The following is a 19,630-nucleotide window of genomic DNA, read 5'->3' on the forward strand; positions in this document are numbered from 1 at the left end:
GCAACGTCCGGCGGCGCCGTCCGTCTTCCCTCGGGCCCCCTTGCGGCCACCGGATCCGTGGCCCCGTGAAGATCATGCCGCGCCCCCGGCGAGCCTATCGCGCGGGCGGGCCGCCGCAGGCGAGAGCGAGAACACGCCGAAACGGCGCCGCCGCCCGCGCCAGGACCGCCGCCGCTTCCCTGCACCCTTGCCCGATCGGTCCCCGCGCTAACCCCCCGCACGGGTGATACCGAGGGGGGAACGGGTTTCCGCCCCCGCCCCCGGGGGACGGCCCGTGGAATGGGCTCCGCGGGGCGGGACCGGCGCGTCCGGTGCCCCGGTGCACGCCCCTGGCAGGGGTCGGACTACAGTGATGGCGCGGCCGACGACGGCGGCCGAGACAGCAGGATCACCAAGCCGAAGTTGCACTCGACCGAGGCCGGCCCGGATCGCGGGGGCGCCGCCGAGGTGGTACGCGATTTCTTCATGCCTAGTTGGACGTGGACCCGATTGTGACGGTGCTCAGTAACAAGCGCGGGGTCGAGCTCGACGAGCCGCTGCCGCTCGACGGGCAGCCGGGGGCGCCCGCCGTGCCCGAGCCGGCGGCCACGGCCCGCCGGTCGATCGGCGCCAGCGTGCGCGCCTACGTGGCGCTCACCAAACCGCGCGTGATCGAGCTGCTCTTGATCACCACGATCCCGGTGATGTTCCTCGCCCAGCGCGGCGTGCCGCCGCTGTCGACGGTGCTGCTGACCTTCTCCTTCGGAGCCATGTCGGCCGGCGCCGCGAACGCGGTCAACTGCTACATCGACCGCGACATCGACGCCAAGATGCGCCGCACCCGGCGCCGCCCGCTGGCCCGCGCGCAGGTCACCCCGGCCCGCGCCCTGGTGTTCGGGATCACCCTCGCGCTGGTGTCCACCGCCGGGTTCTTCCTCGCGGTCAACCCGCTGTCGGCCGCCGGGTCGCTGTTCGCGATCCTGTTCTACGTCTTGGTCTACTCGCTGCTGCTCAAGCGCCGGACGTCGCAGAACGTCGTGTGGGGCGGCATCGCCGGCTGCATGCCGGTCCTCATCGGCTGGACGGCCATCACCGGCGGCCTGGACTGGACGCCGTTCGTGCTGTTCGGCGTCGTGTTCCTGTGGACCCCGCCGCACACCTGGACGCTCGCCATGCGCTACCGCGAGGACTACGCGGTCGCCAAGGTGCCGATGCTGCCCGTCGTCGCGACCGAGCGCCGCGTCGTCACCGAGAGCCTCGTCTACAGCTACGCCACCGTCGCGTGCTCGCTCGCGCTGTGGCCCGTGGCCGGGATGGGCCCGGTGTACGGGGCCGTCGCGGTGGTCCTCGGGCTGGTCTTCCTCGGCGAGGGGCACCGGCTGCTCAAGGCCGTCCGCGCCGGTGTGACCGGCGTCCACCTGCGGCCGATGCGGTTCTTCCACCTGTCGAACGTGTACCTGGCGCTGCTGTTCACCGCCGTCGCCGTCGACCCGCTGCTGCACTGAGCCCCCGCGCGGTTCCCGCGCGGCGGCCTGGTGGCGGGCCTGACCCCCGCGAGGACCTGCACGGACCCGTTACGCTCACGTCATGGCGCGTGTGGACCCCAAGGCCGTGCTCGAAGGCCGGATCCCCGGCCGGCCCCCGGTCGGCCTGATCGTCGGGCTGACCGTCTCGTCGCTGTGCGTGGTGCTCGCGCTCGCCGCCGACGTGCTGTCCGGCGGCGCCGGCTTCTGGGTCGGCGTCGTCCTGGCGATCCTGCCGATCCCGGCGCTGGTGGCGCTCGCCCTCACCCTCGACCGGCTGGAGCCCGAGCCGCCGCGCGCCCTGGTCTTCGCGTTCATGTGGGGCGCGGGCGTCGCCGTCCTCGGTGCGCTGGTGCTCAACACCCTCGGCCTGCTGTACGTCACCGTCCCGATCTTCGGCGAGACCAAGGGGCACTTCGTCAGCGCCACCTTCGGCGCGCCCGTCATCGAGGAGTCGCTGAAGGGCGCCGTGCTGATCGGCATGCTGTGGTTCCGCCGCAACGAGATCGACGGGTTCGCCGACGGGATCATCTACGCCGCCATGGTCGGCCTCGGCTTCGCGATGATGGAGAACATCACCTACTACATGCGGGCCTTCGAGGACGGCGGCGCCCAGCAGCTGCAGACCGTGTTCATCCTGCGCGGCCTGATCGCGCCGCTCAGCCACCCGCTGTTCACCTCGATGACCGGGCTCGGCGTCGCCTACGCCGCCACCCACCGGCGCGGCCAGCTCGCCGCGCCCGCCCTGGGGCTGCTCGGCGCGATGATCCTGCACGGCCTGTGGAACGGCGCCACGGCCTTCGGGCTCGGCGGCCTCGGCATCGTGTACCTCCTCGACTTCGGCGTCCTGGTCACGCTGATCGTCATCGTCGCCGTCGAGCGGCGGCACACCGTCCGGCGCATCGAGGCGTACCTGCCGATCTACTCCGGCACCGGCCTGGTGACCCCGCAGGACGTGCGGATGCTGCGCGCCATCCCGACCCGGCGGGCCGCCCGCCGCTGGGCCAAGTCCGTCGGCGGCCCGCCCGCCGCCCGCGCCATGGTGGACTACCAGCTCGCCGCGACGGAGCTGGCGCTGCTGCACAAGCGCGCCGACCGCGGCAACGCCGAGCCGCACTGGTTCGCGGCCCGCCGCGACTCGCTCCTGGAGCTGATGTCGCTGGCCCGGCAGGCGTTCCTGCGCACGCCGCCGCGCCCCGGCGGGCCCGCGTCCGGCGCGCCGCCGTGGGCGCCGCAGGGGCCGTCCGGCTTCCTGCCGCCGGCCCCGCCCGGCCCGTACGCGCGGTAACCGGGGGGTGCGTCGGGGGCACGGGAGGGCGGCCATACGATTGACGCGTGGCTGAGCGAAAGTCGTCGACGAACCCGCTGATCCGTGCCCGGGACGCCGTCTGGCACCCCACCCCGGGATCGGTGCGGCTGCTCGCGCTGCTCGGCGTCATCGGCAACGTGGTGATCGTCGTCAGCGGCGGCCTCGTCCGGCTCACCGAGTCGGGGCTCGGCTGCCCGGAATGGCCGCGCTGCTCCGGCGACAGCCTCGTGCCCACCCACAACGCCGACCACCACGCGTTCAACATGGCGGTCGAGTTCTCCAACCGGCTGATCACGTTCGTGGTGCTGGGGATCGGCGTGCTGGTGTTCGTCGCCGCGCTGCGCCTCGTCCCGCGCCGCCGCGACCTCGTCTGGTGGTCGCTCGCCCAGCCGATGAGCGTCGTCGCGCAGGCCGTCATCGGCGGCATCGTGGTGCTCACCGACCTGAACCCGGCGGCGGTGTCGGCGCACTTCCTCGTCTCCCCGGCGCTGCTGGTGTTCTGCGTGGCGCTGTGGGTGCGCGCCGGCGAGGGCGACGCCCCCGCCCGGCCGCTCGCCGGCCCGTGGACGCGCCGCCTCGGCGCGCTGCTGCTGGTCGCCGCCGCGGCCGTGCTCGTCGCGGGCACCGTCGTCACCGGCACCGGCCCGCACGCCGGGGACGCCTCGTCGCGCCGCTACGGCTTCAACATCGAGGACGTGGCGCGCATCCACGGCGAGCTGGCCTGGGTCACCATCGCGTTCACGATCGCCGTCACCATCGCGCTGTACCGCACCGGCGGCCCCGCCGCCGCCAAGCGCCGCGCGCTGGAGCTGATCGCGCTGATCGTCGCGCAGGGCGCCGTCGGCTACGCGCAGTACTTCCTGGGCGTCCCGGCCGGGCTGGTGCTGCTGCACATGCTCGGCGCCGTGCTGATGTGGATCGCGGCGTTCCGGCTGTTCTTCGCGCTCCGCGACCGCGGCCCGATGCCGGCCGCGGAGCCGCGCACGGTGGCCGCGCGTCCGGCCGAGGCCGCTCAGCCCGCCTGACCCGACTCGCCCGGCTCCGGCCCGCCGGTCACCGCGCGCCGTCCTTGCGAAGGAAGGCGCGCAGCCGCTCCAGCGGCCAGGTGTTGATCACGTCGTCGGGCGTGAGCCAGCCCCGCTGCGCGGTGCCGACCCCGTAGCGGATGTTGCGGTGGTGGCCGAGCGAGTGCGCGTCGGTGTCAACGGAGAACCGCACCCCGAACCGCTTGGCGCGGCGGATCAGGTCGGCGGGCAGGTCGAGCCGGTCGGGGAAGGAGTCGATCTCCATCGCCGTGCCGGTGCGGGCGGCGGCGCGGAACACCTCGTCCCAGTCGGCGTTCACCGGCGGGCGGCGGCCGATGCTGCGCGCCGTCGGATGCCCGATCACGTGGACGTGCGGGTTCTCGCAGGCGCGGACGAGGCGCCGCGTCACGGCCGCCTCGTCCTGGGTGAAGTGCGAGTGGATCGACGCCACGCAGACGTCGAACCCCTCGAGGAAGCCGGCGTCCCAGTCGACCCCGCCGTCCGGGTCGATGTTCAGCTCGGTGCCGTGCAGCAGGACCAGCCCGGGGTACTTCTTCTGCAGCTTCCGGACCCGCTCGCGCTGGGCGAGCATCTTCTCGTCGGTCATCCGCTGCATGAACAGGTTCGGCGCGTGGTCGGTGATCGCGTAGTACTCCAGGCCGCGGTCCGCGGCGGCGGCGACCATGTCCTCCAGGGAGGCGATGCCGTCGGTCAGGTCGGTGTGGCTGTGCAGGTCGCCGCGCAGGTCCTCAACGGTGACCAGGCGGGGCAGCTCGTCCTTCAGCGCCGCCTCGATCTCCCCGGTGTCCTCGCGAAGGGCGGGATGGATCCACGGCAGGCCGAGCCGCTCGTAGACCTCCTCCTCGGTGCTGGACACGATCAGGTCGCCGGAGTCCGCGTCGAACAGCCCGTACTCCGACAGCTTCAGCCCCGCCTTCACCGCGATCTCGCGGGTGCGGATGTTGTGCGCCTGCGAGCCGGTGAAGTACTGCAGCGCCGCGCCCCACGACTCCGGCGGGACGACCCGCAGGTCGACCTGCAGGCCCCGGTCGGTGCGGATCGAGGTCTTCTTGTCGCCGCCGACGACCACCTCGGCGACGAGCGGCAGCGCGGTGAACGCCGCCATGATCGGGTGCGGGTCGGCGGACGCGGCGAGCACGTCGACGTCGCCGATCGTCTCGCGCATCCGGCGCAGCGAGCCCGCGTGCATGCACCGCTCCACCTGCGGGAGCGCCGACAGCGCCGCGACGACCTCGTCGGCGACGCCCGCCGCCGCGTCGAGCAGGACGCGCTCGCCGGAGCTGCGCATCAGCTCGATGCCGCGCAGGATGTTGTCCTCGGTCCTGGTCCCGAAGCCCTTCAGCCCGCGCAGCCGGCCCTCCTTGATCGCGTCGGCCAGCTCGTCGACCGAGGAGATGCCGAGCTCCTCGTAGACGGCCAGGGCCTTCTTCGGGCCGAGCGTCGGGATCGCGGTGAGCGCGCGGACGCCCGCGGGGATCTGCGCGCGCAGCTCCTCGACCTGCCGGATCGTCCCGGTGGCGGTGTAGTCGAGGACCTTCTTCGCGATCGCCTCGCCGACCGTCGGGATCTTGCGCAGCCCGGCCAGGTCGAGGTCGGAGATGTCGTCGGGATGGCCCGCGATCGCGCGCGCGGCCTTCTCGTACGCCCGGATCTTGAAGGCGTCGCCGCCGGTGATGGAGAGCAGGTCGGCCAGCTCCTGGATGAGGGCGGCGGCCTCGTCGTTCGCGCGTGCCATACGCCGAGTCTATGAGCCGGGTACGACGTTCCCGGAGGCGGCGGGGTCGCGGAGCGCAAGGCATCCGTGACCCTGTGCGACCTCCTGTATCGCCCGCCGTCGCCGGCGGCGGGTCAGCGCAGCGGCGCGACCGGGCCGTTCGGCTCGCGCATCCGGCCCTCCAGCACCTCCGCGGCGATCGCGGAGATCTGCTCCTCGGGCAGCCGCCGGTAGCCGTCCGCGGCGACGGCCGCGATCGTCGGGTAGATGCGCCGCGACAGGTCGGGCCCGCCGGTGGCCGTGTCGTCGTCGGCCGCGTCGTACAGCGCCTGGACGCACACCCTCGCGGCGTCCTCCACCGGCAGCTCGGGCCGGTACAGCTTCTTCAGCGCGCCCAGCGCGTAGGGGGAGCCGGAGCCGTCCGCGTGGAAGTCGCGGGCGAGCTGCGGGGCGCCGGTGATGTCGTAGGTGTAGATGCGGGCGTCGCCCGAGTCGGGGTCGTACCCGGCGAACAGCGGGACGACCGCGAGCCCCTGCATGGCCTGCGCGAGGTTGGCCTGGATGACGGCGCCGAGCCGGCGGGCCTTGCCCGGCAGCGACAGCGGGACCGTCTCCATCTTCTCGTAGTGCTCCAGCTCCACCTGGAACAGCCGGACCATCTCCAGCGCGAGCCCGACGGTGCCGGCGAACGCCACGGCGGAGTACTCGTCGGCCCGCTGGACCTTGTCCAGCTCCCGGTAGGCGATCCGGTTGCCCTGGGTGGCGCGGCGGTCCCCGGCCATCATGACGCCGCCCTCGATCGTCAGCGCGAGCACGGTGGTGCCGTGCGGCAGCTCCGGGACCGTCCCGGCGTCCGGCACCCGGTTGACGGGCAGCAGGTCGGGGGAGTGCAGGCGCAGGAAGTCGACGAACGACGCCGGTCCCGCCTCGAAGAACTCCGGCGGCAGTCCCTGGTCATCGGTCCGGCCGGTCACGGCGGCTCCTCTCTGCTGGGTGGTGCTCCTGCGGTGATCCTTCCACCGATCCTGCCACGCTCGCCCCGTTCCATGCTCCCGTCAGGCCTCGGGGACCTCCCGCGGCTCCTTCCGGCTCCGCGTGGCGCCCGCGCACGCGACGATGACGCAGCCGATCGCGACCCACTGCCGCCCGCTGAGGATCTCGCCGAGGACGACCACCCCGACCAGCGCGGCGACGGCGGGCTCCAGGCTCATCAGGATGCCGAACACCCGGGCGGGCACCCGCCGGAGCGCCTCCAGCTCCAGCGAGTAGGGGATCACCGACGACAGCAGCCCGACCCCGAGCCCGATCGGCAGCAGCGCGGGGTCGAACACGGCGCCGCCGCCGGCCGCGAGGCCGCCCGGCAGCACGACGAGCGTGCCGATGATGCTGGCGAGGGCGAGGCCGGTGCTGCCCGGGATCCGCCGCCCGGTGGCGGCGGTCAGCAGGATGTAGCAGGCCCAGCCGACCGCGGCGACCAGCGCGAACGCGATCCCCGCGAGGCTCACGTCGCCGCCGCCGCGGGCGAGCATCACCACGCCGGCGCCCGCCAGCGCGGCCCACAGCAGGTCCCGCGGGCGGCGCGAGCCGGCGATGGCGACCGACAGCGGCCCGAGGAACTCGATGGTCACCGCCACGCCGAGCGGGATCCGCGACAGCGCCTGGTAGAACGCGAAGTTCATGCCGGCGAGCGCGACGCCGTAGCCGGCGACGACGGCCAGGCTCGTCCAGGAGTGGTCGCGCAGGATCGTCCGCAGCCCCCTGCGGGCGAGGAAGCCCAGCACGAGCGCCGAGGCCAGCAGCCGGATCGACACCACCGACGTCGGCGGCAGCCGCTCGAACAGGTGCTTGGCCAGGCCCGCGCCGACCTGCACGGACACGATGCCGAGCAGGATCATGGCGGGCGGCGGCACCGAGCCGAGCGACAGCGTGCGGGCGCGGCGGGCCGCCCGGCCCGCCGCACCGTAGGACCCGGGGGCCTCGGCGAGTGCCAACGATCACTCCCAGCGGAAGAAGCGGGCGGCGAGGGCGAGGCCGGCGGCCGCCCACACCGCGAGGACCAGCAGCGGCTCGCCCGGGAACGCCGCGCCGTGCTGCAGCACCTGGCGCAGCCCGTCGGCGAGCGCCGAGATCGGCAGCAGCTCCAGCACGTCCCGGACGGCGCCGGGGAACTTGTCGAGGGGGAACACCACGCCGCCGACGGCCAGCAGCAGGATGTAGACCAGGTTCGCGGCGGCGAGGGTCGCCTCGGCGCGCAGCGTCCCGGCCATCAGCAGCCCGAACCCGCTGAACGCGGCCGTCCCGAGCAGCAGCAGGACGATCACCGAGGCGGGGTCGCCGTGCGGGTGCCAGCCGAGCGCCAGCGCGACCGCGCACACCACGACCGCCTGCAAAATCTCGACGGCGACCACCGACAGGGTCTTGGCGGCGATCAGCCCGCCGCGCGGCAGCGGGGTGGCGCCGAGCCGCTTGAGCACGCCGTAGCGGCGCTCGAACCCGGTGCCGATCGCCTGGCCGGTGAACGCGGTGGACATCACCGCGAGCGCGAGGACGCCCGGCGCGAGGAAGTCGACGCGGCGGCCGGCGCCGAGGTCCAGCAGGGAGGTGGCGCTGAACAGGGTCAGCAGCACCACCGGGATGATCAGGGTGAGCAGCAGCTGCTCGCCGTTGCGCACCACGGCCCGGAACTCGTAGCCGGCCTGGGAGAGGATCATCCGCGGCAGCGGGACGGCCCCCGGCGCCGGCGACAGGTCCAGCGCCGCGGGCGTCGCCGCCGGTGTCGTGGTCATGAGCGCAGCTCCCGTCCGGTCAGTTCCAGGAAGACGTCCTCCAGCGTGCGCCGCTCGATCCGCAGGTCCTCGGTCATCACGCCGTGCGAGGCGCACCAGGTGGTGACGGTGGCGAGCAGCTCCGGGCTGACGTCGGCCTCGATCAGGTAGTGCCCGGCGGGCGACTCCTTGGCGGCGCTGCCGGCGGGCAGCGCCGACAGCAGCTCCTCCAGGCCGAGGCCGGGCCGGGCGCGGAAGCGCAGCTGCCGCTCGGCGCCGGTCAGCTCCTGCGGGCTGCCCTCGGCCACGACCTTGCCGTGGTCGACGATCACGACCTTGTCGGAGAGCCGCTCGGCCTCGTCCATGTTGTGCGTGGTGAGGACCACCGACACGCCGGCCGCGCGCAGCTCCTCGATCAGCTCCCAGGTGGCGTGCCGCGCCTGCGGGTCGAGGCCGGTGGACGGCTCGTCCAGGAACACCAGCTCGGGACGTCCGACCACGGCGACCGCGAGCGACAGCCGCTGCTGCTGGCCGCCCGACATCCGGCGGAAGGCGGTGCGGGCGTGCTCGGTGAGGCCGAGCCGCGCCAGCAGCGCCGCCGGGTCGAGGGGCGTGGCGTGGAACGAGGCGACGAGCCGCAGGAACTCGGCGGCCTTCGCGGTGCCGGGCACGCCGCCCGACTGCGGCATCACCCCGACGCGGGGCTTGAGCGCCCGCGCGTCGGCGACCGGGTCCAGTCCGAGGACCCGGACGGTGCCCGCGTCGGCGCGCCGGAAGCCCTCGCAGATCTCGATCGTGGTGGTCTTGCCCGCGCCGTTCGGGCCGAGCAGCGCGGTGACGGCGCCCCGGGCGGCGCTGAACGACAGGCCGTCCACGGCCGTCGCCGTGCCATAGCGCTTGACGAGCGTGTCCAGCTCGACGGCGCCGTCTCCGGGGGTCGTCATGGCAATGAGTTTAGGTCCGCCGCCCGGGCGCTCCGCGCGGGGTGCCGCCGCTGTACCGGGTGAAAGCCGGGTAAAGGGGCGGAGCCAGGACGGCTCGGCGTGTGACGGGGCTGGTTTCGCCCGCGGGGCGGCGGGAAGCTCTCGGCCTGTCGCCGGGGGCGGACCGGTGCCGGGGCCGCGGGGAGGGGGGCCATGCGGGTCGTCGTGCTCGGCGGGACCGTGCTGGTCAAGCGCGGTGAGACGGCGGACGCCGGGCCCCAGCGCGGATGCGGCACCACGACACGGACCGGCAGGAGGCGAAAGGCGGGCACGATCGTGACCCCGCACGACCTGGCCGCCGGCGAGCACGCCGTGACCCGGGCGGGCGCGCTGTGACCCGGACGGGCGCGGGGGCGGGCCGGGGGTCGTTCGCACGCTCGCTGGTGCGGACCAAGCCGGTCGACCGGATCGTCGCCGAGGGCGGGCACGGCGAGGGCGGCGAGCTGCGGCGCTCGATGAGCCTGCTGCAGCTGACCCTGTTCAGCGTGGGCGCGACCCTCGGCACGGGAATCTTCGTCGTGCTCGGGGAGGCGGTGCCGAAGGCGGGCCCGGCGGTGGTGCTGGCGTTCGTGCTCGCCGCCGTGACGGCGCTGTTCTCCGCGCTGTCCTACGCCGAGCTGGCCGGGACGATCCCGGTGTCCGGCTCGTCCTACTCCTACGCCTACGCGACGCTCGGCGAGCTGGTGGCGTGGGTGTGCGGGTGGTGCCTGCTGCTGGAGTACGCGGTCTCGGTGTCGGCGGTCGCGGTCGGATGGGGCTCCTACCTCAATGAGTTCCTCGAAAAGGCGGGCGCCGGCACGATGCCCGCCGCGGTCAGCGGCCCGCCGGGGGACGGCGGGCTGCTCAACCTCCCGGCCGTGGTCGTGGTGGTGTTCGCGGCGCTGCTGCTGCTGCGCGGCACCTCCGAGAGCGCCCGCGCCAACACGATCATGGTGTTCCTGAAGATCGCCGTGCTGCTGTTCTTCTGCGCGGTCGCCTTCACCGCGTTCCGCTCGGGCAACCTGAGCCCGTTCGCGCCGATGGGCTGGGCGGGCATCAGCGCCGCGGGGTCCAAGGTGTTCTTCTCCTACATCGGGTTCGACGCCGCGTCCACCGCCGGTGAGGAGGCCCGCAACCCGCGCCGGGACCTGCCGCTCGCGATCGTCCTGTCGCTGGCGATCGTGACGGCGGTGTACGTGCTGGTCGGGCTCGCCGCGGTCGGCGCCATGCACTGGACCCGGTTCTCGCTCAGCGGCTCGGAAGCGTCGCTGGCCCTGGTGCTGGACCAGGCGACCGGCCGGGCCTGGCCGTCGATGATCCTGTCGCTCGGCGCGGTCGTCGCGATCGCCAGCGTCGTCCTCACCGTCATGTACGGGCAGACCCGCATCCTGTTCGCGATGTCGCGGGACGGCCTCGTCCCGCACGTGTTCCAGCGGGTCAGCCCGCGCCGGGCGGTGCCGGTGGCCAACACCGTGATCGTCGCGGCGTTCATCGCGGTCCTCGCCGCCGCGGTGCCGCTGGGCCGGCTCGTGGACGCCACCAGCATCGGCACGCTGTTCGCGTTCGCGCTGGTCAGCCTGGGCGTGATCGTGCTGCGCCGGACGAGGCCGGACCTGCCGCGCGGCTTCCGGACGCCGCTGTACCCGCTGACGCCGCTGATCGGCATCGCGCTCTGCGTGTACCTGATGGTAGGCCTCGGCAGCGTGACCTGGATCGTGTTCGCGCTGTGGACCCTGGCCGGGCTGGTCGCCTACTTTCTGTACGGGCGCCGCCACTCGCGGCTGGCGGCCGAGACGTCCGGCGTCCCCGGAAGGGGGCCGCGATGACCAGGGGCGGTCGCCGGAACGGGGGTCGCCGAAGCGCCGGCGGCCGTCGATATGCTTCCGGGTGAGCTGCCGGCCTGCTGCGCTTTCGCCTGGCGAGAAGGTCGAGGTTAGGTAAGGCTAACCTGCGTGAGCTAGGACATTCCCGTTCCGGTGTTTCGCGGGAAGCAATTACGGCACACTGATGTTGTGAAAAACGTGAGCGAGGATCAGGCGACCCCGGAAGGCGCACCCGTGCGCCCGTCCGGCGTGCCGTCGGCCGCCTCCCATACCGAGCGCGACACCCGCGCCCGGGTGGCGCGGCTGATCCTCGAGCACGGCCCGGTCACCGCGTCCACGCTCGGCGAGCGGATGGGTCTCACGCCCGCCGCGATCCGCCGGCACCTGGACGCGCTGCTGGCCGAGGGCATGATCGAGATCCGCAAGGCGCGGACGCCGCAGATCCGCCGCGGCCGCGGCCGTCCCGCCAAGTGGTTCGCGATCACCGACGCGGGGCGCAGCGCGTTCGTGCACGCCTACGACGACCTGGCGAGCAGCGCGCTGCGGTTCCTGGCCGAGACGGCCGGCGACCACGCGGTCGCCGAGTTCGCCCGCCGGCAGATCGCCGACCTCGAGCGGCGCTACCGGCCCGTCGTGCAGGACGCGCCGCCGCAGCAGCGGGTCCGCACGCTCGCCGAGGCGCTCTCCGGCGACGGCTACGCCGCCGCCGCCGGCAAGGCGCCCCAGCCGGGCGGCGGCGAGCAGCTGTGCCAGCACCACTGCCCGGTCGCGCACGTCGCGGCCGAGTTCCCGCAGCTGTGCGAGGCCGAGACCGAGGCGTTCAGCCGGCTTCTGGGAGCCCCCGTCCAGCGGCTGGCCACCATCGCCCACGGCGACGGGATCTGCACCACCCACGTCAGCCCCCGCTCCCTGTGCGGGACGGGGCGGACGGAGGATCCCGGAGCGAGCGTCACCCCTGGCGGGGACGCGGGGGAGCGGTCCCCCGAAAGAACACACACCAGTGACGAGGAGTCCGGGAGGACGTCCCTATGACTACAGCCCACCCCGAGCTGGAGGGGCTCGACAGGTACAAGTTCGGCTGGGCCGACTCCGACGAGGCCGGCGCCTCCGCGCGGCGCGGCCTGAACGAGGACGTCGTCCGCGACATCTCGGCCAAGAAGGGCGAGCCGGACTGGATGCTCGACCTGCGCCTCAAGGGACTCCGGCTCTTCGCCAAGAAGCCGATGCCCACCTGGGGCTCGGACCTGTCGGCGATCGAGTTCGACACCATCAAGTACTTCGTCCGCTCGACCGAGAAGCAGGCGGCGTCCTGGGAAGAGCTCCCCGAGGACATCAAGAACACCTACGACAAGCTCGGCATCCCCGAGGCGGAGAAGCAGCGCCTCATCGCCGGCGTCGCCGCCCAGTACGAGTCGGAGGTCGTCTACCACAAGATCCGCGAGGACCTTGAGGAGAAGGGCGTCATCTTCGTCGACACCGACACCGGCCTGCGCGAGCACCCGGAGATCTTCCAGGAGTACTTCGGCTCGGTGATCCCGGTCGGCGACAACAAGTTCGCCGCGCTCAACACCGCCGTGTGGTCGGGCGGCTCGTTCATCTACGTGCCGCCGGGCGTCCACGTCGAGATCCCGCTGCAGGCCTACTTCCGGATCAACACCGAGAACATGGGCCAGTTCGAGCGGACGCTGATCATCGCCGACGAGGGCTCCTACGTCCACTACGTCGAGGGCTGCACCGCGCCGATCTACAAGTCGGACTCGCTGCACTCCGCCGTCGTCGAGATCGTCGTGAAGAAGGACGCCCGCGTCCGCTACACGACCATCCAGAACTGGTCGAACAACGTCTACAACCTGGTGACCAAGCGCGCCGTCGCCTACGAGGGCGCCACCATGGAGTGGGTCGACGGCAACATCGGCTCCAAGGTCACCATGAAGTACCCGGCGGTCTACCTGCTCGGCGAGCACGCCAAGGGCGAGACCCTGTCGATCGCGTTCGCCGGCGAGGACCAGCACCAGGACGCCGGCGCCAAGATGGTGCACGCCGCGCCGAACACCTCCAGCAGCATCATCTCCAAGTCGGTGGCGCGCGGCGGCGGCCGCACCTCCTACCGCGGGCTGGTGCAGATCCAGGAGGGCGCCGAGCACAGCAAGTCCACCGTCAAGTGCGACGCGCTGCTGGTCGACCAGATCAGCCGGTCCGACACCTACCCCTACGTCGACGTCCGCGAGGACGACGTGGAGATGGGCCACGAGGCCACCGTCTCCAAGGTGTCGGAGGACCAGCTGTTCTACCTCATGAGCCGCGGCATGACCGAGGACGAGGCGATGGCGATGATCGTGCGCGGGTTCGTCGAGCCCATCGCGCGCGAGCTGCCGATGGAGTACGCGCTCGAGCTGAACCGGCTCATCGAGCTGCAGATGGAAGGGGCCGTCGGCTGATGGGGCTGGAGACCGGCAAGCCGCTCTCGACCCTGCACGAGAAGGCATCGTATGAGGTGGGCGATTTCGACGTGCCCACCGGCCGCGAGGAGGAGTGGCGGTTCACCCCGCTGCGCCGCCTGCGCGGCCTGCACAACGGCACGGCCGAGCCCAACGGCAAGGTCATCGCCGAGGTCGAGGCGGCGCCCGAGGTGACCGTCGAGACCGTCGGCCGCGACGACGCCCGGCTCGGCAAGGCCTACACGCCCGCCGACCGGGTCAGCGCGCAGGCGTGGACGTCGTTCACGCACGCCACCGTCGTCACCGTGCCGAAGGAGGCCGTCGCCTCGGCGCCGACCGTGATCCGGCTGCGCGGCGAGGACGCGTCGGCCGCCGCCTACGGGCACACCACCGTGATCCTCGAGCCGTTCGCCGAGGCGACCGTGGTGCTCGCGCACCGCGGCTCGGCGACCTACGCCGACAACGTCGAGTTCGTCGTCGGCGACGGCGCCCGCCTCTCGGTGATCAGCCTGCAGGACTGGGCCGACGACAGCGTGCACGTCTCGCACCAGCACGCCCGCCTCGGCCGCGACGCCCGGTTCGTCTCGCACAACGTCTCGCTCGGCGGCGACCTCGTGCGGATCTCCCCGTCCGTCGCCTACGACGGGCCCGGCGGCGACGCCGAGCTGTACGGGGTGTACTTCGTCGACGGCGGCCAGCACCTGGAGCACCGCCTCCTGGTCGACCACGCCGTGCCGAACTGCCGCAGCCGCGTCGACTACCGCGGCGCGCTGCAGGACCAGGACGCGCACGCCGTCTGGATCGGCGACGTGATCATCCGCGCGGAGGCGGAGGGCACCGACACCTACGAGCTGAACCGCAACCTCGTCCTGACCGACGGGACGCGGGTCGACTCGGTGCCGAACCTGGAGATCCTCACCGGCGAGGTCGCCGGCGCCGGGCACGCCTCGGCGTCCGGCCGGCTCGACGACGAGCACCTGTTCTACCTGCAGGCGCGCGGCATCACCTTCGACGAGGCGCGCCGCATGGTGGTGCGCGGGTTCCTCGGCCAGCTGGTCGAGCGGATCGAGGTCGCCGAGGTGCGCGAGAAGGTCGCCGAGGCGATCGAGGCCGAGCTGGACGTGCGGGCGGGTGACCGATGAGCTTCGTCAAGGTGTGCGCGCTGGAGGAGATCCCCGAGGACGGGGCCCTCGGCGTCGAGATCGGCGACACGCCGGTCGCGCTGGCCCGCACCGGCGGCGAGGTGTACGCCGTCAACGACATCTGCTCGCACGCCGAGGTGTCGTTGTCCGAGGGCGAGATCTACAACGGCACCATCGAGTGCTGGCTGCACGGGTCCTGCTTCGACCTGCGCACCGGCAAGCCCACCAACCCGCCGGCCACGCAGCCGGTCGCCACCTACAAGGTCAAGGTCGAGGACGGCGACGTCTACGTCTCGCTCGGCTCCGACGATTGAGGAACGACAACCACCATGGCCACGCTTGAGATCCGCGACCTCCACGTCTCCGTCGCCGACGGGTCCGACGGGACGAAGGAGATCCTGCGCGGGGTCGACCTGACCGTCAAGGCCGGCGAGACCCACGCGCTCATGGGGCCGAACGGCTCCGGCAAGTCCACCCTCGCCTACGCCGTCGCCGGCCACCCGAAGTACGAGGTGACCTCCGGCACGGTGACGCTGGACGGCGAGGACGTGCTCGGCATGTCCGTCGACGAGCGCGCCCGCGCCGGGCTGTTCCTGGCGATGCAGTACCCCGTCGAGGTGCCCGGGGTGTCGGTGTCGAACTTCCTGCGCTCGGCGGTCACCGCGGTGCGCGGCGAGGCGCCGAAGCTGCGCGAGTTCTCCAAGGAGATGAAGCGGGCGATGGACGAGCTGTCCATCGACCCGGCGTTCGCGCAGCGCAGCCTGAACGAGGGCTTCTCCGGCGGCGAGAAGAAGCGGCACGAGATCCTCCAGCTGGAGATGCTCAAGCCGAAGGTCGCCGTGCTGGACGAGACCGACTCCGGCCTGGACGTCGACGCGCTGAAGGTCGTGTCCGAGGGCGTCAACCGGTTCTCCGCGGGCGGCGAGACCGGCGTCCTGCTGATCACGCACTACACGCGCATCCTGCGGTACGTGAAGCCGGACTTCGTGCACGTGTTCGCCGCCGGCCGCGTCGTCGCCGAGGGCGGCCCGGAGCTGGCCGACCAGCTCGAGAACGAGGGCTACGAGAAGTACGTGAAGGCGGAGGCGACCCTATGACGCTTCTGTCCGAGGGGACGCTGCTCCCCGAGGAGCTCAAGAAGGACTTCCCGCTGCTGCAGCGCACCGTCCGCGGCGGGCGCCCGCTGGTGTACCTCGACTCGGGCGCGACGTCGCAGAAGCCGACGCGGGTGCTGGACGCCGAGCGCGAGTTCTACGAGCGGCACAACGCGGCGCCGCACCGCGGCGCGCACCTGCTCGCCGAGGAGGCCACCGAGGCGTACGAGAACGCCCGCGCGTCGATCGCCCGGTTCATCGGCGCGACGCCCGGCGAGATCGTGTTCACCAAGAACGCCACCGAGGGAATCAACCTCGTGGCGTACGCGATGAGCAACGCCGCCACGGCGGGCCCGGAGGCCGAGCGCTTCAAGGTCGGCCCCGGCGACGAGATCGTCGTCTCGGAGATGGAGCACCACGCCAACCTCGTCCCGTGGCAGCAGCTCTGCCGGCGCACGGGCGCGACGCTGCGCTGGTTCGGCATCACCGACGACGGCCGCCTCGACCTGGAGCACCTGGACGAGCTGGTCAACGAGCGCACGAAGCTCGTCGCGCTGACGCACCAGTCGAACGTCCTCGGAACGGTCCCACCGATCAGGCTGATCGCCGAGCGGGCGCACGCCGTCGGCGCGCTCGTCCTGCTGGACGGCGCGCAGTCGGTCCCGCACCAGCCGGTGGACGTCGCCGAGCTCGGCGCCGACTTCCTGGCGTTCTCCGGGCACAAGATGCTCGGCCCGACCGGCATCGGCGTGCTGTGGGGCCGCTCGGAGCTGCTGGAGGCGATGCCGCCGTTCATCACCGGCGGATCCATGATCGAGGTCGTGCGCATGGAGGCGACCACGTTCATGCCGCCGCCGCAGCGGTTCGAGGCCGGCGTCCCGATGACCGCGCAGGCGATCGGGCTCGGCGCGGCCTGCGAGTACCTCACCGGGATCGGCATGGACCGCGTCCACGCCCACGAGGAGGCGCTGATCACCTACTCGCTGGAGCGGCTCGGCGAGATCCCCGGCGTCCGGATCATCGGCCCGGGCAGCACCGAGGCGCGCGGCGGGGCCGTGTCGTTCACCGTCGGGGACATCCACCCGCACGACGTCGGCCAGGTGCTGGACGACCTGGGCGTCGAGGTGCGTGTCGGGCACCACTGCGCGTGGCCGATCTGCCGCCGCTTCGGCATCCCGGCCACCACCCGCGCGACGTTCTACCTCTACAACACCCTGTCGGACATCGACGCGCTCGCCGACGGGGTGCGGCAGGCGCAGAGGTTCTTCGGCACCGTCTCCTGACGGCCGCAGGAACAGCCCGCGCCGGAGCCCGGTTGTAGCGAGAAAGGCTTGGAAAGGACGCCATGCAGCTGGAGGCGATGTACCAGGAGGTCATCCTGGACCACTACCGCAACCCCCTGCACAAGGGGCTGCGGGAGCCGTACGAGGGCGAGGCGCACCACGTCAACCCGACCTGCGGGGACGAGGTGACGCTCCGCGTCCACCTGGACGGCGACGGCCAGGACGCCACGGTGGCGGACGTCTCCTACGACGCCATGGGCTGCTCGATCAGCCAGGCCAGCGCGTCGGTGATGTCCGATCTCATCATCGGCAGGTCCGTCAAGGAGGCGATGGCGGTCCAGGAGGAGTTCCTGGCGCTGATGCAGTCGCGCGGCCAGGACGTCGAGCCGGACGAGGACGTCCTCGAGGACGCCGTCGCCTTCGCCGGCGTGTCGAAGTACCCCGCCAGGATCAAATGCGCCCTGCTCGCCTGGATGGCGTGGAAGGACGCGACCGCCCGCGCACTCGGAGAGGCATCATGAGCGACACCGCACCGGAGGAGACCCCCGCGACCGCCGCGGCCGGCACCGTCCCGGACGAGGAGATCCTCGAGGCGCTGAAGGACGTCGTCGACCCCGAGCTCGGCATCAACGTGGTCGACCTCGGCCTGGTGTACGGGGTGGACCTCGCCGACGAGGTCGTCACGCTGGACATGACCCTCACCAGCGCCGCCTGCCCGCTCACCGACGTGATCGAGGACCAGGCGCACAGCGCGCTGGAGGGCCTGGTCAAGGACGTCAAGATCAACTGGGTCTGGCTGCCGCCGTGGGGCCCGGACAAGATCACCGACGAGGGCCGCGACCAGCTCCGCGCCCTCGGCTTCAACGTCTGACCGCGACGCCTCAGGAGGCCGCGCCCCCGCTTGGGCGCGGCCTCAGGTGTACCTGAGGAACTCGGACGTGTCCAGGTCGGCGCCGTCCATGCAGAGCACGCCCCTGATCGGCTCGCCGAAGTCCGTGCTCACGATCTCCTTGTAGGTGCCCTCGGACTTGATCGGCTCCGTGTAGAGCACGCACACCCCGTCCCGCGGATCCACGAGCAGGTACTGCGGGGCTCCCGACTGCGCGTACCGCCGTCGTTTGCCCTCATAATCCTCGCGGTAGTTGCGCTGGGAGACGACCTCCACGAGGAGCTCGGTCTCATGAGCCCAAGGCTTCTCTCCTTGGGCCAGCGGTTCCGGCAGGACGATGAGGTCGGGAATCGGCTCCCGTGGCTCGCTGGTGAGCTGGAGATCGACGTTAGTGATCTTGCAACGGCGGTGCCGGGGCACCTGTTCTCTGATCTGGGCGATGATGTCGTCGTGTTCCCATCGGGTGCCGGCGAGCATGACGATCTGGTCACCGATCGACTCGAACTTCGCGAAGGTGAAGCCCCTCGTCTCGGCGAATTCCGAGAGTTGTTCGAGTGCCTTGGCGATCGTGTCCGCGTCGAACAAATGCCCTTCCATACCACCCACCTTAGTCAGGGTACTTAGCAGGGCCCTCCTTCAAGAGCGTTTAGGGTGGGGCGGTGTGAAGGATGCCTTTCCTGACAGTGATCCCGGGTTGGTGGCGCGGCGGGCCTCGTCGTTCGGCGGGAGCGCGGAGGCGATCCCGCTGCCGGTTCCTGCGGGGGACGCCGGAGACCGCCGAGGGCGAGTTCGACCTGCCGATCGTCACCTTGGCCGCGCGCGCTCTGCGGGCGGCCGGCTAGCCGCGCCGACCTTCGGCTCGGACGGCCACAGCGTGTGGGTGATCGGCCACAGCGACCAGACCGCGAGGACGAGCCCGAGCCGGGCCGTCCAGCCGGTCAGGGCGGCGGTGCGGCCGGCGTCGCCGACCAGCGCGATCATCGCCAGGAGCAGCGCGCAGCCGATCGCCGTCGCGACGGCGGCCTTGCCGAACTCGACCCACTCGTAGCGGGCGCGCGCCCGGCCGTACCGCGGCTTGCGGCGCGGCGGCGGGCCTCCGGCGAAGCGGTGCGCGAACCGCTCGTCGGCCCAGCGGACCATGCTGTGCCCGAACGCGAGCGAGTAGCCGAGGTAGGCCGCCGCGAGGCCGTGGGCGAACCCGGCGGTCGCGCCCCCGCGCAGGTCGGCGACCGTGGCCACGAGCAGCACCACGTCGACCAGCGGGACGGCCAGCAGCAGCGCCGCGCCGGTCCGCCGCATCCGCAGCGGGTAGCGGGCGGCCAGGCCCGCCGCGAGCACGACCCAGAACCCGATCTCGCACGCGGCGATGACACCGACGAGCATGGCGTCACCGGTCCCGGGAAAGGGCCGCGCCGGCCGCGGTCAGGAGCAGCCCGGCGGCGCCGACGCCGAGCCCGGCGAGCGGCTGGTGCCCTTCCGACCACCTCATCAGCTCGATGTTCTCCCCGCCCGTGTAGTGGTACGCGGCCGAGATGAAGCCGACCGCGGCGACGATGACTCCGATGGTCCGCATGACTCTGGTCTCTCCCTCGATCGCCCTGCCCTTCGATGGTCGGGCGTCCGGAAGGGGCGGGGCGTCGTCGGCGATGAGGTTTTCGGGGTC

21 protein-coding genes are annotated in these 19,630 nt (G+C 72.4%); 13 read left to right on the forward strand and 8 right to left on the reverse strand.

The window, feature by feature from the left end; translation table 11 throughout:
* Positions 1-491 precede the first annotated feature (491 nt).
* From F8568_RS08230 to F8568_RS08240, 3 genes are all read left to right on the forward strand, one after another.
* Positions 492-1,484, forward strand: coding sequence for a heme o synthase (locus F8568_RS08230; RefSeq protein WP_407924462.1), 993 nt, complete (start codon positions 492-494; stop codon positions 1,482-1,484).
* Between the two features lie 82 nt (positions 1,485-1,566).
* The gene (locus tag F8568_RS08235; RefSeq protein ID WP_151592895.1) at positions 1,567-2,790 is read left to right on the forward strand and encodes a PrsW family intramembrane metalloprotease; all 1,224 of its coding nucleotides are present in this window, start codon (positions 1,567-1,569) and stop codon (positions 2,788-2,790) included.
* A gap of 47 nt (positions 2,791-2,837) precedes the next feature.
* Complete coding sequence (locus F8568_RS08240) at positions 2,838-3,836, forward strand: COX15/CtaA family protein (protein WP_151592896.1); 999 nt, start codon at positions 2,838-2,840, stop codon at positions 3,834-3,836.
* Positions 3,837-3,864: 28 nt separating this feature from the next.
* On the opposite strand, the gene polX is transcribed toward F8568_RS08240, so the two are convergent.
* The 5 genes from polX to F8568_RS08265 form a co-directional block, all read right to left on the reverse strand.
* Positions 3,865-5,592, reverse strand: a complete 1,728-nt coding sequence (gene polX, locus F8568_RS08245) for a DNA polymerase/3'-5' exonuclease PolX (RefSeq protein ID WP_151592897.1) — start codon at positions 5,590-5,592, stop codon at positions 3,865-3,867.
* A 113-nt stretch (positions 5,593-5,705) separates the two neighbouring features.
* Positions 5,706-6,545: a proteasome subunit beta gene (gene prcB / locus F8568_RS08250; RefSeq protein WP_151592898.1), complete on the reverse strand. Its 840-nt coding sequence runs from the start codon at positions 6,543-6,545 to the stop codon at positions 5,706-5,708.
* Between the two features lie 81 nt (positions 6,546-6,626).
* A complete protein-coding gene (locus F8568_RS08255) occupies positions 6,627-7,562 on the reverse strand; it encodes an EamA family transporter (RefSeq protein WP_236008527.1) in 936 nt (311 codons plus the stop codon).
* Between the two features lie 3 nt (positions 7,563-7,565).
* Positions 7,566-8,357, reverse strand: coding sequence for an ABC transporter permease (locus F8568_RS08260; protein ID WP_151592899.1), 792 nt, complete (start codon positions 8,355-8,357; stop codon positions 7,566-7,568).
* Positions 8,354-9,280, reverse strand: a complete 927-nt coding sequence (locus F8568_RS08265) for an ABC transporter ATP-binding protein (RefSeq protein ID WP_151592900.1) — start codon at positions 9,278-9,280, stop codon at positions 8,354-8,356. The genes F8568_RS08260 and F8568_RS08265 overlap by 4 nt, the downstream gene beginning before the upstream one ends.
* A 192-nt stretch (positions 9,281-9,472) precedes the next feature.
* On the opposite strand from F8568_RS08265, the gene F8568_RS47885 reads away from it, so the two are divergent.
* The 10 genes from F8568_RS47885 to F8568_RS08315 all read left to right on the forward strand — a co-directional run bounded on the left by F8568_RS47885 (position 9,473) and on the right by F8568_RS08315 (position 17,949).
* A complete protein-coding gene (locus tag F8568_RS47885) occupies positions 9,473-9,655 on the forward strand; it encodes a hypothetical protein (RefSeq protein WP_151592901.1) in 183 nt (60 codons plus the stop codon).
* 47 nt (positions 9,656-9,702) lie between these two features.
* A complete protein-coding gene (locus tag F8568_RS08275) occupies positions 9,703-11,124 on the forward strand; it encodes an amino acid permease (RefSeq protein WP_151592902.1) in 1,422 nt (473 codons plus the stop codon).
* Between the two features lie 195 nt (positions 11,125-11,319).
* Positions 11,320-12,153, forward strand: coding sequence for a helix-turn-helix transcriptional regulator (locus tag F8568_RS08280; protein ID WP_407924463.1), 834 nt, complete (start codon positions 11,320-11,322; stop codon positions 12,151-12,153).
* Positions 12,150-13,559: a Fe-S cluster assembly protein SufB gene (sufB, locus tag F8568_RS08285; RefSeq protein ID WP_151592903.1), complete on the forward strand. Its 1,410-nt coding sequence runs from the start codon at positions 12,150-12,152 to the stop codon at positions 13,557-13,559. The genes F8568_RS08280 and sufB overlap by 4 nt, the downstream gene beginning before the upstream one ends.
* A complete protein-coding gene (gene sufD / locus F8568_RS08290) occupies positions 13,559-14,701 on the forward strand; it encodes a Fe-S cluster assembly protein SufD (RefSeq protein WP_151592904.1) in 1,143 nt (380 codons plus the stop codon). Before sufB ends, sufD begins: the two co-directional genes overlap by 1 nt.
* Positions 14,698-15,015, forward strand: coding sequence for a bifunctional 3-phenylpropionate/cinnamic acid dioxygenase ferredoxin subunit (locus F8568_RS08295; protein WP_151592905.1), 318 nt, complete (start codon positions 14,698-14,700; stop codon positions 15,013-15,015). Before sufD ends, F8568_RS08295 begins: the two co-directional genes overlap by 4 nt.
* 15 nt (positions 15,016-15,030) lie before the next feature.
* Entirely contained in the window at positions 15,031-15,798 is a 768-nt protein-coding gene (sufC, locus tag F8568_RS08300; RefSeq protein ID WP_151592906.1) for a Fe-S cluster assembly ATPase SufC, read from the forward strand.
* On the forward strand, positions 15,795-17,078 hold the full coding sequence (locus F8568_RS08305) for a cysteine desulfurase (RefSeq protein WP_151592907.1): 1,284 nt from the start codon (positions 15,795-15,797) through the stop codon (positions 17,076-17,078). The genes sufC and F8568_RS08305 overlap by 4 nt, the downstream gene beginning before the upstream one ends.
* Positions 17,079-17,140: 62 nt before the next feature.
* Entirely contained in the window at positions 17,141-17,599 is a 459-nt protein-coding gene (gene sufU / locus F8568_RS08310; RefSeq protein ID WP_151592908.1) for a Fe-S cluster assembly sulfur transfer protein SufU, read from the forward strand.
* A complete protein-coding gene (locus F8568_RS08315) occupies positions 17,596-17,949 on the forward strand; it encodes a metal-sulfur cluster assembly factor (protein WP_151592909.1) in 354 nt (117 codons plus the stop codon). The genes sufU and F8568_RS08315 overlap by 4 nt, the downstream gene beginning before the upstream one ends.
* Before the next feature lie 42 nt (positions 17,950-17,991).
* Here F8568_RS08315 and F8568_RS08320 read toward each other — a convergent pair whose 3' ends face one another.
* From F8568_RS08320 to F8568_RS08330, 3 genes are all read right to left on the reverse strand, one after another.
* A complete protein-coding gene (locus F8568_RS08320; protein ID WP_151592910.1) occupies positions 17,992-18,564 on the reverse strand; it encodes a Uma2 family endonuclease in 573 nt (190 codons plus the stop codon).
* Positions 18,565-18,771: 207 nt separating this feature from the next.
* Positions 18,772-19,350, reverse strand: a complete 579-nt coding sequence (locus F8568_RS08325) for a hypothetical protein (protein ID WP_151592911.1) — start codon at positions 19,348-19,350, stop codon at positions 18,772-18,774.
* 4 nt (positions 19,351-19,354) lie between these two features.
* The gene (locus F8568_RS08330; protein WP_151592912.1) at positions 19,355-19,540 is read right to left on the reverse strand and encodes a hypothetical protein; all 186 of its coding nucleotides are present in this window, start codon (positions 19,538-19,540) and stop codon (positions 19,355-19,357) included.
* Positions 19,541-19,630: the final 90 nt, after the last annotated feature.

Source organism: Actinomadura physcomitrii, from assembly GCF_008923205.2.
Lineage (GTDB): Bacteria > Actinomycetota > Actinomycetes > Streptosporangiales > Streptosporangiaceae > Spirillospora > Spirillospora physcomitrii.

What these genes read in the sequence shown, in the direction of transcription:
- F8568_RS08235 (WP_151592895.1), top strand. Translation starts at nt 1,567, where the DNA reads ATGGCGCGTGTGGACCCCAAGGCCGTGCTCGAAGGCCGGATCCCCGGC.
- polX (WP_151592897.1), bottom strand. Translation starts at nt 5,592, where the DNA reads ATGGCACGCGCGAACGACGAGGCCGCCGCCCTCATCCAGGAGCTGGCC.
- F8568_RS08260 (WP_151592899.1), bottom strand. Translation starts at nt 8,357, where the DNA reads ATGACCACGACACCGGCGGCGACGCCCGCGGCGCTGGACCTGTCGCCG.
- F8568_RS08265 (WP_151592900.1), bottom strand. Translation starts at nt 9,280, where the DNA reads ATGACGACCCCCGGAGACGGCGCCGTCGAGCTGGACACGCTCGTCAAG.
- F8568_RS47885 (WP_151592901.1), top strand. Translation starts at nt 9,473, where the DNA reads ATGCGGGTCGTCGTGCTCGGCGGGACCGTGCTGGTCAAGCGCGGTGAG.
- sufB (WP_151592903.1), top strand. Translation starts at nt 12,150, where the DNA reads ATGACTACAGCCCACCCCGAGCTGGAGGGGCTCGACAGGTACAAGTTC.
- sufD (WP_151592904.1), top strand. Translation starts at nt 13,559, where the DNA reads ATGGGGCTGGAGACCGGCAAGCCGCTCTCGACCCTGCACGAGAAGGCA.
- F8568_RS08295 (WP_151592905.1), top strand. Translation starts at nt 14,698, where the DNA reads ATGAGCTTCGTCAAGGTGTGCGCGCTGGAGGAGATCCCCGAGGACGGG.
- sufC (WP_151592906.1), top strand. Translation starts at nt 15,031, where the DNA reads ATGGCCACGCTTGAGATCCGCGACCTCCACGTCTCCGTCGCCGACGGG.
- F8568_RS08305 (WP_151592907.1), top strand. Translation starts at nt 15,795, where the DNA reads ATGACGCTTCTGTCCGAGGGGACGCTGCTCCCCGAGGAGCTCAAGAAG.
- sufU (WP_151592908.1), top strand. Translation starts at nt 17,141, where the DNA reads ATGCAGCTGGAGGCGATGTACCAGGAGGTCATCCTGGACCACTACCGC.
- F8568_RS08315 (WP_151592909.1), top strand. Translation starts at nt 17,596, where the DNA reads ATGAGCGACACCGCACCGGAGGAGACCCCCGCGACCGCCGCGGCCGGC.
- F8568_RS08320 (WP_151592910.1), bottom strand. Translation starts at nt 18,564, where the DNA reads ATGGAAGGGCATTTGTTCGACGCGGACACGATCGCCAAGGCACTCGAA.
- F8568_RS08325 (WP_151592911.1), bottom strand. Translation starts at nt 19,350, where the DNA reads ATGCTCGTCGGTGTCATCGCCGCGTGCGAGATCGGGTTCTGGGTCGTG.
- F8568_RS08330 (WP_151592912.1), bottom strand. Translation starts at nt 19,540, where the DNA reads ATGCGGACCATCGGAGTCATCGTCGCCGCGGTCGGCTTCATCTCGGCC.